Raw genomic sequence first — 14,682 nt, 5'->3', positions numbered from 1 at the left:
TAGAATATGTTGCAATTTAAAGGCTTAAGTAAGTTTTACCAAACCGGCCAAGTAAGTCAGCAGGCGTTAAGCAATGTTAATGAACATATTCGAGCTGGTGAAATGATTGCCCTTTGCGGCCCATCAGGCTCAGGCAAAAGCACCTTACTTAATATTTGTGGATTGTTAGATCTTAACTACCAAGGCAAGCTGTATTTTGATGGGGTAAAACTGGATAAAGACCCTCAGCACTGTATGCAGCTACGGCGGCAACAGCTGGGCTTTGTATTCCAACGCTTTAATTTAGTGCCAGTAATGAGCGCTTACGAAAATGTAGAGTACCCGCTAATGCTAAATAAAGTGCCTAGCCAACAACGCAAGCAGCGCATTATGCAAATTTTAGATGCAGTAGGCATGGCCGATTTTGCACAAGCTAAACCCGACCGTTTGTCGGGGGGCCAACAACAACGCATTGCTGTGGCACGAGCTTTGATTCACCAACCTCGCTTGGTCATTGCCGATGAACCAACAGCTAGCCTCGACAGCCACACCGCCCACCAAGTTGTAGAGCTGATGAAGGCTATTGGCAAGAGCCACAACACCACCTTTGTGATCGCCACTCACGATAACCGTATGAGTGAACACTGTGATCGACAAATAGAACTATTAGACGGACAAGTATTATCCAAGGAGGTTAGCGCATGCGTCGCCTAAAACATGCATTACGTAATGTGCAGCGTAATCGCCGCCGCAGCATTATGTCGGTACTTATTATCGCCATTGCGGTAATGGCCTTGGTCACCTCTGGCGGATTTGGTTTGTTTACCTATCAATCTCTCGCCGAGGCCGCCGCACGCGACACTGGCCATTTAACCTTGTCTAGCCCAGAGTATTTTAACCAGCAAGAAGATACTCCCCTGCAATATGGCTTAGCTAACTGGCAACAACAACGCCAAGACTTAATGACATTAAATGGGATAAAAGCGGTGCAACCGCGCATCGAATTTAGCGGCCTAATTAGCAACGGCGATAAATCGGCAATTTTTGTTGGTCAAGGCGTATTGCCCAGCGAGTTCACCCAGAAAGGGCCCTTTTTAGACCTAAAGGCTGGTCAACTACTCACCGAGCAAAGTGACCAAGACTTGCCACAAATTCTGCTAGGCGACGAGTTAGCTCGCAATATGAAGGTACAACCCGGTGATTGGCTAACGCTGCTTAGCACCACCACAGAGGGTGCGCTAAATGCCTTCGACTTTACCGTGCAAGGCATTGTTTCTACTGGTGTTCCAGAGATGGACAAACGCCTAGTGTATATCTCATTAAGTGATAGCCAAGCCCTGCTCGCCACCGATAAGGTGAGCCTAATGTCGGTATTCGCATTTGCCAATCAAGATGTTAGCCAGCTCAAACAACAGGTTGAGCAACAGCAACCAAGTTTGTTGGTAACGCCATGGTGGGAACAGGCCTTCTTCTATGAAGCGGTAAAAGGCTTGTACAACCGCATCTTTGGAGTGATGGGCTTTATTATGGCGCTAGTGGTGTTTGTGTCGTTATTTAATACCTTGAGCATGTCGGTCACTGAGCGAACCCGAGAAATAGGCACCCTATCAGCCTTGGGCACTGCCAATTCTGAACAGCTAATTGGCTTTGTATTAGAAGCTGTAGTTCTGGCCTTAATTGGCAGCCTAATAGGCGTGCTACTTAGTGGCTCGGTATCATTAACGCTGCTATTTGCTGATATTCAAATGCCTCCTCCACCGGGGCGCAGCGTAGGCTACCCACTACATATTACTTTCTCATTCTTATTGGCTGCCATCGTCTCTTTAGGCGTGGTGTGTATATGCGCATTGGCGTCTGCCATTGCTGCTAACAAAGGCTTAAAAAAGCCCATTACCGAGGCACTTATTTATGTTTAGTCTATTTAAACTATGGTTATTAGGTAGCTTGTTTAGCATTGGTTTAGTGCATGCGAATGAAGAAGTTAGCCTGCGCTTGCTTGAAGCCGACAGTTACCGCTTACAAAGCGCATCGGCCAAAGTAGTCACCGAGGTGAGTCAATTTGATAAACAACAGCTAAAAAAGAAACACCGTTACAATGTGTATATTCGCCCAGAGCGTGAATCATTAGTGGTATTTAAAGCACAATCGGAGCTGGGGCAAAAAATGCTTATGTTAGGTGACAACTACTGGCTGCTTATGCCAAATAGCCGCAGGCCAATTCGCATTACCCCCATGCAAAAGCTATTGGGAGAAGCCTCGGTAGGCGACATTTCCACCCTCACTTGGAGCGAAGATTACCAAGGCGAATTGGGTGAAATTAGTGAGTTAGATGGGGTAACGGCTCTGCACTTACAGCTACAGGCTAAAACCAGTGGTGCCAGCTATCAAAAAATAGACTTGTGGGTAGATCACCGCAGCAATTTTCCAATAAAAGCCGATCTTTACTTAAAGTCTGGCAAACTGGCAAAACAAGCTTACTTTGAGCAAGGCCAGCGAGATGGGCGAACCGTAGTTAAAACCATGACACTGGTTGATAGCATCCAAACCAATAAAAGCACGGTGATTGATTACGAGTCGGTGCAAGCGCATAGCCTTGCCGACAAATACTATAACCCTGCCTATTTAAGTAAGCAGTCTTTAGAGCAGCTTTAAATATGCTACAAACAGCTATTTAGCCGCAAAAGGCTATCAAGCACCTAGGTAATCGTGAGGATTTAACAGTTAAATACCTCACGATTTAACTAAATTAACCGCATTATTGATCGAGAACCCGCGCCAACCCTTGTTCCTTGTATTTCAGCTGGTAAAATCCTTTCCCAGAATTTTTAAGCATCGAACAAAAAGAGCATCCCTATGGGCAGAAGTTTTGAAGTACGTAAGGCCTCAATGGCCAAAACCGCTGGTGCAAAAACCAAGGTTTATTCTAAATACAGTAAAGAAATCTACGTTATCGCTAAAAATGGCGGTGCCGACCTAGAAGCTAACTTGCAATTACGCAGTGTTGTAGACCGCGCTAAAAAAGATCAAGTTCCTAGTCACGTAATCGATAAAGCTATCGACAAAGCCAAAGGCGGCGCTGGCGAAGACTACGTTCCAGCACGTTACGAAGGTTACGGCCCAGGCGGCTGTATGGTAATTGTTGACTGCTTAACCGATAACAACAGCCGTACCTTTACCGACGTTCGCCAAGCCTTTGTAAAAACCAAATCTAAAATTGGTAACCAAGGCAGCGTGGCGCATATGTTCGACCACCAAGCTATTTTTGCCTTTAAAGGTGACGACGAAGACGCCATTCTAGAAATCCTATTAATGGACGACGTGGAAGTTACCGATGTAGAAAGTGAAGACGGAATGATTACCGTATTTGCTCCACATACTGAATACTTCAAAGTTAAGACTTCATTAACCCAAGCCTTACCTGAGTTAGAGTTTGAACTAGAAGAAATTAGCTTTATTCCGCAAAACTACACCACCATTAGCGGTGATGACGTAGCGATGTTCGAGAAATTTCAAGCCATGCTTGATGACTGTGACGACGTGCAAAACGTGTATCACAACGTAGAGCAAGAATAACTCTACTGGTTTTTACCAAGCCTGTTCATCAGGCTTGGTGACCTTTACTTCCTCTTCTCGGTATCGACTCAATTTTGGCTTAATGTTTTGCAGCGCCTTGCTTGATTGCCAATATAGATACACACTAAAAGTCTAATTTGTCAGTTAAGTCTGTTTATATGCCCCAGCTAGATCCTCGCCAGCAATTACGCAAACAGATACGCCTACAACGTAGCGCCTTAAGCCCTTTGCAACAACTAGAGGCTAGTCAAGCCATTCTTGAGTACTTGCAGGACGATCCCGAGCTTATTTCTATGCAACGGGTAGCACTCTATTTAGCCTTTGACGGCGAACTTGATTTGAGCCTGTTAATCAATTGGCTATGGCAACAAGGCAAACAGGTTTATGTGCCCTTAGTTGACCCCACTAAAAATGGCGAAATGTGCTTTCATCGTTACCAAGCCAGCAGCCCCTTACAAGCCAATAGATTTGGCATTGGCGAACCCATCTTCGATGCCAAACAGGTAATTGACCCTCAGCAACTAGATTTAATATTAGCCCCCTTGGTAGCCTTTGACTCGCAGGGTAACCGCCTAGGCATGGGCGGCGGCTACTACGATCGCTTGCTGGCACAAATTAGTGGAGATAAACCTTTAGTTATTGGCCTCGCTCACGATTGCCAGCAAATAAACGAAGTGCCGCTTCAAGCATGGGATCAACCACTTAAACGGATTATTACTCCTAGCAGATATTGGTGCTGGTAATAACTAAAACAGTAATAATAAAAGCGCCGAAAAAAGCGCCAAACGAGCATGGCGTTAACGCCAGCGCTTGGTTATAATCCGCGCCAAACAAGCGGGCTTCTGTTGCCCTCCCCCTCACTTTGCTCGGAGCACTGTAATGACACAAGATGAAATGAAAAAAGCCGCTGGCTGGGCCGCATTGGAATATGTTCAAGAAGACACCATTGTTGGCGTAGGCACAGGCTCTACCGTGAACCATTTCATTGACGCCTTAGCGACCATGAAAGACAGCATTAAAGGGGCGGTTTCAAGCTCTGAAGCGTCTACCGAAAAGCTACTTGCTTATGGCATTGAAGTGTTTGATTTAAACAGTGTGAGTGACTTGTCGGTTTACGTAGACGGTGCCGATGAAATCAACGAACAAAACCACATGATCAAGGGCGGTGGTGCAGCTCTAACTCGTGAAAAGATTATTGCCGCGGTTGCCGACCAATTTATCTGTATCGTAGACAATACCAAAGAAGTGCCAGTATTAGGCAACTTCCCTCTTCCGGTTGAAGTGATTCCAATGGCCCGTAGCTATGTAGCACGCGAGCTGGTTAAGCTTGGCGGCGACCCAGTTTACCGTGAAGGTGTAGTAACCGATAACGGTAACGTGATCTTAGATGTTCACAACATGAAGATTGTAGATCCAGTGAAAATGGAACGCGACATTAACGCAATTGTGGGTGTAGTAACTAATGGCCTATTTGCAGCTCGCGGCGCAAATGAAGTGATCATTGGCACCCCAGAAGGCGCTAAAAAACGCTAATCAAGTAAGACCTTAAAAAAAAAGAGTGCATTGCGCGCTCTTTTTTTTGTGAAATATTCCAACACCCCATAAATAATCTCGATCAAGCACTAAACCAAACCCTCGCTGCAACATTAAAAACCACAAACTAATCATCGCATAGAATAATAATCACATCATGAATAAAATTTGATGTAATAAAATTACATTCCCTAAGTGCTGCTTTTTTGCTAAATTTAGCCGCTCGAGCGGTAACATGGGTATTAGGAAGCAAACATGGCAAAGTTTTCGTTAGGCAAGGAAAAAATCAAAGTATTGTTGTTAGAGGGTTTACACCCTAGCTCACTGCAATCTTTCCAATCTGCGGGTTATGAAAATGTAGAAATGATCAAAACCTCGCTAGCAGAAGAAGAACTGATTGAAAAAATTAAAGACGTTCACTTCATTGGTATTCGCTCCCGTACAGACCTAAACGAACGTGTGCTAGCAGCAGCAAACAAGCTTGTTGCAATTGGTTGTTTCTGTATTGGTACTAACCAAGTTGACCTTAAAGCTGCCCAGCAAAAAGGTATTCCAGTATTCAACGCACCGTTCTCTAATACTCGTAGCGTAGCTGAACTAGTATTAGGTGAAATTATTTTACTACTGCGTGGCATTCCAGAGAAAAACGCCAAAGCACATCGCGGCGAATGGATAAAATCGGCCGACAACTCTTATGAAGCACGGGGTAAAAAGCTAGGCATTATCGGCTACGGCCATATTGGTACTCAGCTGGGTATTTTGGCTGAAACCCTAGGCATGCAAGTTTACTACTACGATATAGAAAACAAGCTATCTTTGGGTAACGCCACCCAAATCGCCGACCTTGACCAACTACTAGCAATAAGTGACGTGGTAAGCCTTCACGTACCAGAAACCGCACAAACCAAGTACATGTTTGGTGAAGCGCAGTTTGCCGCTATGAAGCAAGGTTCAATTCTGATTAACGCCTCTCGCGGTACGGTAGTTGAGATTGAATCTTTGGTATCAGTATTAGAAAGCAAAAAGCTTGCTGGTGCGGCGATTGATGTATTCCCAACTGAGCCAAAATCAAACAAAGAAGAGTTTGTGTCTAACTTACGTGGCTTCGACAACGTAATTCTTAGCCCACACGTTGGTGGTTCAACCCAAGAAGCACAAGAAAATATCGGTATTGAAGTAGCGTCTAAACTGGCTAAATACTCTGACAATGGTTCAACCTTGTCGGCAGTTAACTTCCCAGAAGTCGCACTACCAGAGCACACTGGCACTAGCCGTTTGTTGCACATTCACCACAACCAACCGGGTGTGCTTACCAAAATCAACTTGGCCTTTGCCGAAGACTCAATCAACATTGCAGCGCAGTACTTACAAACCAATGACAGCATTGGCTATGTAGTGATTGATGTAGAAACAGCGCAAGCCGAACAAGCGATTACTAAGCTTAAAGAAATTGACGGCACTATTCGCGCCCGTATTCTTCACTAAGCTTTATTGCCTGTATAGAAAAAGCCAGTCATTCGACTGGCTTTTTTGTTGGCTGCATTCATCGACAAATTCTGCTTAAAAAACTGATACGATTACACTCGGATCATATCTTCCTTTTACACCAGCCTCAGCAGTCGGTGACTTAAATTATTGCAAAATATCACATAGGCATAATTTCCATATACCACTTTTGAGATAAAGGTCTATTTACTCTACATATCCCCCAAACAGGTGATTGATTCTTACATAATCAACAATAAAATCATTGATATTCAAAGAAAAATTAATTTAGAACTTTTAGAAATGGAGCTTCAATGATGTTTAGAAGGACATGCCTGTATATTTTGATTGGTGGATTGACCGCTTGTGGAGGCGGAGGAGAAGATGGAAGTAATCCTTTAGATGGCGGAGTTGACGACGGAAACAAAGCTGGTTTTAGCGAAGAAAACTTCGTTGTAGCTGCAAACAGTCTAGAAATACTAGAACAACCAATGGCTCTAAATAACTTTGTTATTAGTATTTTACATCACCTTGATGCTAAGTCTGGAACCGCGGTCGATGAATGCTTATTTAACAGCTCAGGAACTGGAGATTATCAAGCTGTACTCAATGAAGATGCTTTAGAAATTAACCTTACTTCATGTGACATAGAAGGTTTAGGGCAAGTGACAGGAACGATAAACGTCGCCTTTAGCTCACTAGAGAAGGCCAATAACTACTTAACTTTTAACGCCATTCTTAACGCTCCCCAGCTATCGTATTCCTATGAAGGTCAAGCTTTCAGCCTTGGCTTTGATGCCTCGATTAGTCAATCACTAATATCAAGTCATCAAGTTAAGCAATCATTATCCTTGATCGGCAACGAAGCAATTAGTTTCAATGATGTACCTTTCTACTTTAAAGACAGCAATCTCACTAAACAGCTAGATTATACAACTGGAGATTACTCTCTGACCTTCTCAGCTAGATTCTCCTTACCCAGTGCATTTGAAGGTGAAATGGATCTTTCAACCTCTCACCCAATAGCCGGTAAAATTAACCATTACCCCGAAAGTGGCCGCTTTGTCGTATCAGGTGGCTTTGGGGACTTTATCGCAATAAGTCCATATCACCTTGATGCCTCTATGGCTGAAGTTGAACTCCAAGTCAGTGGGCAAAATGAAACCGTAGAAGTTATGTGGCAAGATGTAATGTCTGGATCAGCGGTGGCGTTTCCAGCACGGCAAGGTATAGATACAGGAGAGTGGGGCAATCCTGGCTTTACTGGCGATGCTGGACATTGGCACTATGAAAACCAGTCACCTAAGGTACATTACCCTAATGGTAATAGTTTACAGCCAACGGTTCGTTTCTTAGTGATGCCTGCTCCTGCCGCTGAAGACCTAAATAACGTTGAAATATTTAATAGCTACGAATCGGTTCTTGTTCCTAATGAGCACTATCAAATCTCAGCTGATGGACCGTGGGTAACTATCGATTTTATCAACAATTTACCGGTTGATCGTTCGTTCATGACTACGCTCTACGCAGAAGATGGCAATCACTTTGTTTCATACTCATTCAACACTAATAAAGCGTTTGATGTAATAGTGACCACCGATCAGTTTATTTCCGTAGACCAAGACTTCATATTAAGTCCTACGTCTAGCAGTCATCCAGATACCAACTACTCTATTGATTGGACTCTTATTGATGGCGACAAAGACATTACTGTAACAAGGTTAGATTCAACTCGAGCACAAATTACGCCAAGCGAGATGACCGAAGGGCGCAATTACACTTTTTTAGCCAGTATTACCGACCCTTATTCCAGAGTTTCCACACAAACGGTTACTCTAAGCACTGAGCCAAGCAATGGCGAACGCTCATACTTAGAGCTAATATTAGGCCCAAACTACTACACTTCGCCAAGTCAAACTCTGCTATTTCTTTCTGAATCATCTGGGTCTATCTCTGAGGAGTTGCTATCTATTCAAGGAGAGCAAAACAACCTTTGGTTTTCTGTCAACCCATTTATAGACGGAGCCGCTGATTCACGAGAAAATGGAGCTAACATACATCTTTCGGTCGGTGGCCAATCGTGGACATATCACTGCTACGATAAGTCAATTCAAGTATCTGTATTAGAGAATGAAACAGTCGATTTAGGTATCAACGAAGAAGGCCAATTAGCTCAATATCAAAAGTTAGCTCTAGACTTTGAGCTGGAATGTGATGGAGCTTATTTATCAGGCAAGCTTCGAAATCGCTCAAGCATGTAAACAAAAAGGCTGCTAGATCACTATCTAGCAGCCTTCACATACAGCTTAAACTTACTGTTTCACACTAAGCAATTTGCGTCATCTCATTCAACGTAAACTCTGCTACTGCGCCTTCGGTTGCCGCCATGTACTCTGCTAAGTGAGTATTGCCCATGTGAGTTTGCCATAGTTCACGTGACTCCCAGTTTTCGTAAAACACAAAGTGCGCTGGGTTTTCGTTGTCTTGATGTAAATCGTAGTTAATGCAGCCTTCTTCGGCACGAGTGATATCTATCAGCTTAAGCAGTTCTGCTTTTACTAACTCAATTTTGTCTGCATTTGCTTTAATGTTTGCAACGATAGTTAACTTGGCCATTTGGCTATCCTCTAAATAAGTAAATTGCGGGTTCGCTTTAACGGGTTAAATAGTAGCCTTTTGCATACAGCTCAATAAACAGGGTAATATTTGAATCATTATCAAAAATAAATAGACAATAAAAGGTGCCGTTATGCTACTGGAAGATTTACAGGTAATTTTAAAGGTAGCAGAATGCCGCAGTATTACAGCCGCTGCAGCCAAGCTAGATATGCGTTCTGCCACGGCTAGTGCCGCACTAAAGCGCGTAGAAAGCCAACTAGGTGCGGAGCTATTTATTCGAACAACCAGACACCTGCGTTTATCTGCCGCGGGTGAGCGTTATGTTCCGCAATGCGAACAAGCGCTGCAAATGCTTGAACAAGCCAAGCAAAATATGAAACACGACTTGGATGTGATTGACGGTGAGCTACGAATCGCTCTTTCATCTGATCTGGGAAGAAATGTAATCAGCCCCTGGCTAGATGAGTTTATGTCGCACTACCCCGCGCTAAACCTACGCAGCAGCATTAGCGACAGCAACATCGACTTTTATCGTGATTCAGTAGATATGGCTTTGCGCTATGGTTCACCCAGCGATGCCAGTGTTTACGGCTTCAAAATATGTAACGCTCCACGGCTATTGTGCGCCAGCCCAGAATATCTATTAAAACATGGGACGCCCAAGCACCCTAAAGAGCTAAGCAAACACAACGGCTTGCTCTATCAGCTGCACGACATTGTTCATGATGTTTGGCGCTTTAGTGATGAGCAACAAAGCTACAAGATTAAAATGACGAGCAATCGAGCAGCAAACGATGGCGATTTAGTAAGGCGCTGGTGTGTAGCCGGTCATGGGCTGGCGGTTAAATCTAGCTTAGATATGGCTTCTGATATCTTCGCCGGTAACTTAGTGAGCGTGATGCACGATTACCAACCCACTCCTACCGAGTTATGGCTTATTTGCCCCAGCCGCCAATCAATTACTCCAGCGATGCGTTTGTTACGGGACAACTTGCGGGAGAATACCCAGCAACTACTCAAAAAGCTGGTTAGTCAAAACATCCTAGAAGCGAGCGTGCTTAACTAAGTGATGAGTGCAGGGTTTAATCGGTTTCATTATTTACAAGGTTAACCAAAAAGGTATAATCCACCCGAATTGGTTTACCAATAAAATGGAGTTTAGATGACAGCCCTTACGGTTCTTGGATTAATAGCAGCTAGCTGTACCACTTTGTCTTTTGTCCCGCAGGTAATTCACATTATTAAGACCAAGAATGTTGCTGGCATTTCATTAACCATGTATTCCATATTAACGACTGGCGTAGGTCTGTGGATGATTTACGGTTTCTTAATACAAGATCTATCGGTTTTTTTAGCCAATATTATTACCTTTATCCTCGCCTCCTGGGTGCTGATTCTCACCATTATTCAGCGTATTAAATCATCTAAAAACAAGGCTTAATCGCTCCTAAAACCGCTGTTCCTAATAGCGACTGTGAAGCGGTCTACACTTTAAGTTGTTATCTTACGCTACAGTAAGTAACTGCCAAATTAGTTAAGGCCGCCCTAAACAAATAAGGAGCAATAGTGAGATCGTGGATACTCAGCATTTTATGCCTGTATAGCTTTTCTTCTCTCGCCGCTATAGAAGTGTCGATTATTGGTGACCAAGGCACCTTCTCAAATTACCAGCAATTGCTTGAGCTAAAAGGCGGCAACCCAGCCCAAATCAGTGATTATCAGTCACCCTATTCAGACCGCGCAACCGTAAGCTTGCTGCTGTTAACTCAAGCCCTTAGCTATAGTGATTTGCAGTATTCGATCACCTTTGTGACCTCGCCGAATACTGGCCGCAGTCTTCGAGAGTTGAAACAAGGCAATGTGGCGGTATATCAAGCCGACATCTGGGAGAGTGACTTTGATGATAGTACCTACAAATCGGTGGCTATTATCCCTAAGAATACCTTTGAAAAAGGCTTTTATGTAAACCAAGGTTCTCCCCTGCTCAGCCAAAGCTTAACTCATGAACAGCTCAGAGAATTACCCATCAGTGTGGGAAGTACTTGGTATCAAGACATAGCCCAGTTGCAGCGTAGTGGCTTTAACAACATAGATAAACTCAACAGAAATCAGTCATTGTTTGGCATGTTAAGTAAGGGCCGAATTAACGTTGCCTTTTTAGAGTTCCCAAATACCCCAGACCTAGCCATTCAAGATAGTTATGGCAGCTTTTACCCGATCCCGAATATGAAAATAGAATTTCAAGAAAGCCGTCATTTTATGGTGTCGAAACAGCACCCACACGGCGCTGAAATTGCTCAAGCCATTGATCAAGGCTTAGCTGAGTTCATTCGCTTAGGTTTAGTTGAAAAAGCCATTCAGCAATCAGGAGTTAAACAGCAGCGGGTTAGCCACTGGCAATCATTAAGCGCCCCTTAGTTGAAGCATACTTAAGCCACCAGCATCATACTAAACAGACATCACACAGCTCTATGTAACTAAGCGATTAAGCCATCAGTTTGTAAGGCTATCATTAGCCAAGAGTAATGAGTTACAAGCTGATTGTTGAAGTTTAGTAACGAGAGTAGGAAGGACAAAAAAACACCAGAAGCCGATCTTGCACTTCTGGTGTTATAGCCACACGGGATTATTTAACAAACGGATTCATTAAGGTGTGGCTACAATTCTTATATCACCTGGCGCAAAGCCAATCATTACATCAACATGCTTACCGCTGGTCGTATTAACCAAGATAAACAGGAAGTAGCAATAGACTTTCCCAGTAGATAAACCACGTATTGGTATATCAATAAAAAGGAGACCGAAGCCCCCTTTCTTGGTTAAGGTTAAACGTCAAAGCACACTACTTTTTCGCCTTATTAAAACGGCGCTGATACATGCCGCCATTCACCCGCTTAGCAGCGTCTACCATTGGCTGATATGGCACATCGGTTATGCCCACAAAACCCACATTGTAGTTTTCACCGTCAAATGAGCGCCCAGTAATCGGTGAATCAATGTATTGGAACCAATGTGCGCCGACAAAATATGGGTTATCGATTACTGAGTTTAAGTAATCTTCAAACATCTCGCCGCGCTCGGTTTGGTCATTAGCCGTCACCAAACCTGCGTGGAAGAAACCTTCTTTAACGCCAATATGAAACTCACCAATAATGCTTGGCATGTCTACTTCAGCCAAAAACTTCCAAGGTTCTGGATGTAGCCCTTCTTTGTAGTAGTTGTAACTTACAACATCCACATGTTTTGCTGCGGCTCTTACCACCTCTGGATTACAGCCCCAATCAGCAAATCGAGCCCCCAAATACAAGTGATTAGGTAATTGAGCCTTAAGCGACTCGTTTACCACTTTGAAGTATTCGCTGGCGTACAACTCTAATAACATAGAGTAGTCACTAAGCTGTGCTTCGTTATGGGCTAAATCACTAACGCCACCAGTTACTGCTTGCCAAGAGTCGATGTTCGTCCCCCAAGCTTGGTTAAGCTGTTCTACAGTGCCGTACTTGTCTTTTAAGGCTTGAGTGAATACCGCCTTAGTTGGGCTTTCCTCATCGCTGCGACCTAAAGTATGAATCGCAATACCATAGTGGCCATTAATGGTGCCCATTCGGCCCCAGCTTTTCTCATTATCAATGAAAATACCCACACACCATGGTGACCCCTGCATTTCGGCTTTAACTTGGCTTACCGTTGCTTCGGCGCGCTCTCTAAATACCGGGTCGAAAGGATCAGGCAGTGGCGCCCAAAAGTCATCGCCACTAGTCACTGTTTTAAAGTCTCCAATAATCCAGCCATTGGCGAAATAAGGAATTTTGTCGTTACTGTAAAACTCTGGAGCAGTCCAATTACCTAAACAAGAAAAACCCCAGTTAAGCATGCGGTCCATGGTAACTTCACGCCACTTGCCCATGTAATCGGCGCCATCTTGACCGTACTTGCGCTGTAGATTTGCCGAGTAAAAACTAAAGATCTCGCCGCGATCCACTGGCCCTTCAAACAATTCTCGCATATAGCTGTAATGCTCAGCTAAGGGGTCGTCGTAGCTAGGTAACCAATCAAAAAAGTCTCGGCGAGTTTGGTTGGCAACATAGGCTGAATCAAAGGCTTCTTGGCTAATTTCGAGCTTTTCTTTAGAGTCTTCTGGGGTAACATCGTCATCGCTACGCGCAGCCACTTTTGAGTGGTCGTAATCAATACCGGTAATGGTAAATGAGTTTGCTAGGCGAATAATGTCGAGGCCGGTAGCAAAGTATGGGTAACCATCGGGGTCAACTAATGACCATTTACCGTCGATTTTTTCGGTACGGAAAAAGCCGGTTGCCTCTAGCTGTGGACCTCCAGTGTAACCACTAAAGCGCGAACGCTGGGGCATAGCACCTTGCTCTAAGGCTTTAAGCTCTTTGGCTGTAACCGCCAATAACTCTTCTTCAGAATGTACTTTTTCCGCGGTTTCTACTAAAGCGTTTTGACCAAACTTATCTAAACAACCTTTAAGAAAATCGGGATTACATTCCGGGGTAAAAATCACTCTAAAGTTATCTAACACCAACTGATGATCAATCAAAGTACCGTGAATGCTTAATTCAATTTTGGCAACGGCACTTAAATCGATGTTCATCTCACCCCACATCCACGTTGCATAGTGAAATGGCGTATCCCAGGCTGCAGGGTTAGAGCGAAAACCCGATTCATAGTTAAGCCCACCCTTTAAAAACTCACCTTTAAGCTCGTTTAAATAAGTTTTGCAAGAGCCACCGGCTACGTTAATGCTGCGGCTATGCATTTGCCCTTGTTTGTCGAAGATATTGATGAAAATCTGTGTTGAACGACGACCTAAGTTTGTGACGTCAAATGCAAAACTAAAGTTAGGAAGCGCACTCCAATCAAAAGGCTGCTCAGGCTCGATAAAAATTGAGGTGTAAAAGTTTTCTTTGCTATGTGTAGTAACTTTTAAGGCTTGCGAACCAGTAGTAATGCCGTTGCCTTCACTTACCAGTTCTGCGTCCACGTTGCTAAAACTAAAAGCCTTAGGAATTTGCTCAGCAAAATCATAAATCAAAATTGATTGCTCATGCTCAGATATAGTTTTAGCTGAGTCAGCCCTTAAGCGCGTTTCCATTATGTATCCTCAAATGATGAGCGTCCTGATAGCCATGGCAGAGTCTAGGCAATATAACTAAGCCATAGAGAAAACTTAACTAACAAACCTTAAGTATTAAACTTTCTAGCTGCCAAGCGACGCGTTAAAACAGAAAAATATCTAAGGGTAATAATGACTTCAGCCAAACAAATGTCAACCAATCTAAATTATTGGAAAACCAATTTTTACAAACTTGTGAACCATGCCTCGTGTTAGTCACGCTGAAATGTAAACGAAGTGCCAAGCCTTAATGCTTTAACCCTAAGTCAATAGAGGTATCACTATGGGTATCGACTAGCATAACAGTCAATATTGCTGGGATTGTTAATGGTGAAGTAAACAACAGCGCACAGGCT

At 43.7% G+C, this 14,682-nt stretch carries 13 protein-coding genes; 11 read left to right on the top strand and 2 right to left on the bottom strand.

Annotation, left to right across the window (positions count from 1 at the left end; genetic code table 11):
- Positions 1-6 precede the first annotated feature (6 nt).
- The 8 genes from ACYFDN_RS07000 (at position 7) to ACYFDN_RS06965 (ending at position 8,831) form a co-directional block, all read left to right on the top strand.
- A complete protein-coding gene (locus tag ACYFDN_RS07000; protein WP_483510527.1) occupies positions 7-693 on the top strand; it encodes an ABC transporter ATP-binding protein in 687 nt (228 codons plus the stop codon).
- Positions 681-1,895 carry an ABC transporter permease gene (locus tag ACYFDN_RS06995; RefSeq protein ID WP_483510526.1) on the top strand — a complete coding sequence of 405 codons (1,215 nt, stop codon included), beginning with the start codon at positions 681-683 and terminating at the stop codon, positions 1,893-1,895. The genes ACYFDN_RS07000 and ACYFDN_RS06995 overlap by 13 nt, the downstream gene beginning before the upstream one ends.
- A complete protein-coding gene (locus ACYFDN_RS06990; protein ID WP_483510524.1) occupies positions 1,888-2,631 on the top strand; it encodes an outer membrane lipoprotein-sorting protein in 744 nt (247 codons plus the stop codon). Before ACYFDN_RS06995 ends, ACYFDN_RS06990 begins: the two co-directional genes overlap by 8 nt.
- Positions 2,632-2,832: 201 nt before the next feature.
- Positions 2,833-3,552, top strand: coding sequence for a YebC/PmpR family DNA-binding transcriptional regulator (locus tag ACYFDN_RS06985; RefSeq protein WP_016403196.1), 720 nt, complete (start codon positions 2,833-2,835; stop codon positions 3,550-3,552).
- Positions 3,553-3,710: 158 nt separating this feature from the next.
- A complete protein-coding gene (locus ACYFDN_RS06980; protein WP_483510522.1) occupies positions 3,711-4,295 on the top strand; it encodes a 5-formyltetrahydrofolate cyclo-ligase in 585 nt (194 codons plus the stop codon).
- Between the two features lie 136 nt (positions 4,296-4,431).
- Entirely contained in the window at positions 4,432-5,085 is a 654-nt protein-coding gene (rpiA, locus tag ACYFDN_RS06975) for a ribose-5-phosphate isomerase RpiA (RefSeq protein WP_016403199.1), read from the top strand.
- Between the two features lie 255 nt (positions 5,086-5,340).
- Positions 5,341-6,570, top strand: coding sequence for a phosphoglycerate dehydrogenase (gene serA / locus ACYFDN_RS06970; RefSeq protein ID WP_483510520.1), 1,230 nt, complete (start codon positions 5,341-5,343; stop codon positions 6,568-6,570).
- Positions 6,571-6,884: 314 nt separating this feature from the next.
- On the top strand, positions 6,885-8,831 hold the full coding sequence (locus ACYFDN_RS06965; RefSeq protein WP_483510519.1) for a hypothetical protein: 1,947 nt from the start codon (positions 6,885-6,887) through the stop codon (positions 8,829-8,831).
- A 64-nt stretch (positions 8,832-8,895) separates the two neighbouring features.
- Here ACYFDN_RS06965 and ACYFDN_RS06960 read toward each other — a convergent pair whose 3' ends face one another.
- Complete coding sequence (locus ACYFDN_RS06960; RefSeq protein ID WP_221076101.1) at positions 8,896-9,186, bottom strand: putative quinol monooxygenase; 291 nt, start codon at positions 9,184-9,186, stop codon at positions 8,896-8,898.
- Positions 9,187-9,319: 133 nt separating this feature from the next.
- Here ACYFDN_RS06960 and ACYFDN_RS06955 point away from each other — a divergent pair, with 133 nt between their 5' ends.
- From ACYFDN_RS06955 to ACYFDN_RS06945, 3 genes are all read left to right on the top strand, one after another.
- The gene (locus ACYFDN_RS06955) at positions 9,320-10,255 is read left to right on the top strand and encodes a LysR family transcriptional regulator (protein WP_483510517.1); all 936 of its coding nucleotides are present in this window, start codon (positions 9,320-9,322) and stop codon (positions 10,253-10,255) included.
- A 96-nt stretch (positions 10,256-10,351) separates the two neighbouring features.
- Positions 10,352-10,630 carry a SemiSWEET transporter gene (locus ACYFDN_RS06950; RefSeq protein WP_040307515.1) on the top strand — a complete coding sequence of 93 codons (279 nt, stop codon included), beginning with the start codon at positions 10,352-10,354 and terminating at the stop codon, positions 10,628-10,630.
- Between the two features lie 125 nt (positions 10,631-10,755).
- Positions 10,756-11,607 carry a hypothetical protein gene (locus ACYFDN_RS06945; protein WP_483510515.1) on the top strand — a complete coding sequence of 284 codons (852 nt, stop codon included), beginning with the start codon at positions 10,756-10,758 and terminating at the stop codon, positions 11,605-11,607.
- Between the two features lie 424 nt (positions 11,608-12,031).
- Here the strand turns inward: ACYFDN_RS06945 and ACYFDN_RS06940 are convergent, their stop codons facing one another.
- On the bottom strand, positions 12,032-14,305 hold the full coding sequence (locus tag ACYFDN_RS06940) for a beta-galactosidase (protein WP_483510514.1): 2,274 nt from the start codon (positions 14,303-14,305) through the stop codon (positions 12,032-12,034).
- Positions 14,306-14,682 lie beyond the last annotated feature (377 nt).

The sequence above is a fragment of the Agarivorans sp. D1326 genome (genome assembly GCF_056958115.1).
The sequence above is the reverse complement of the archived record's forward strand: the minus strand, read 5'-3'. Positions and strand labels throughout refer to the sequence as shown.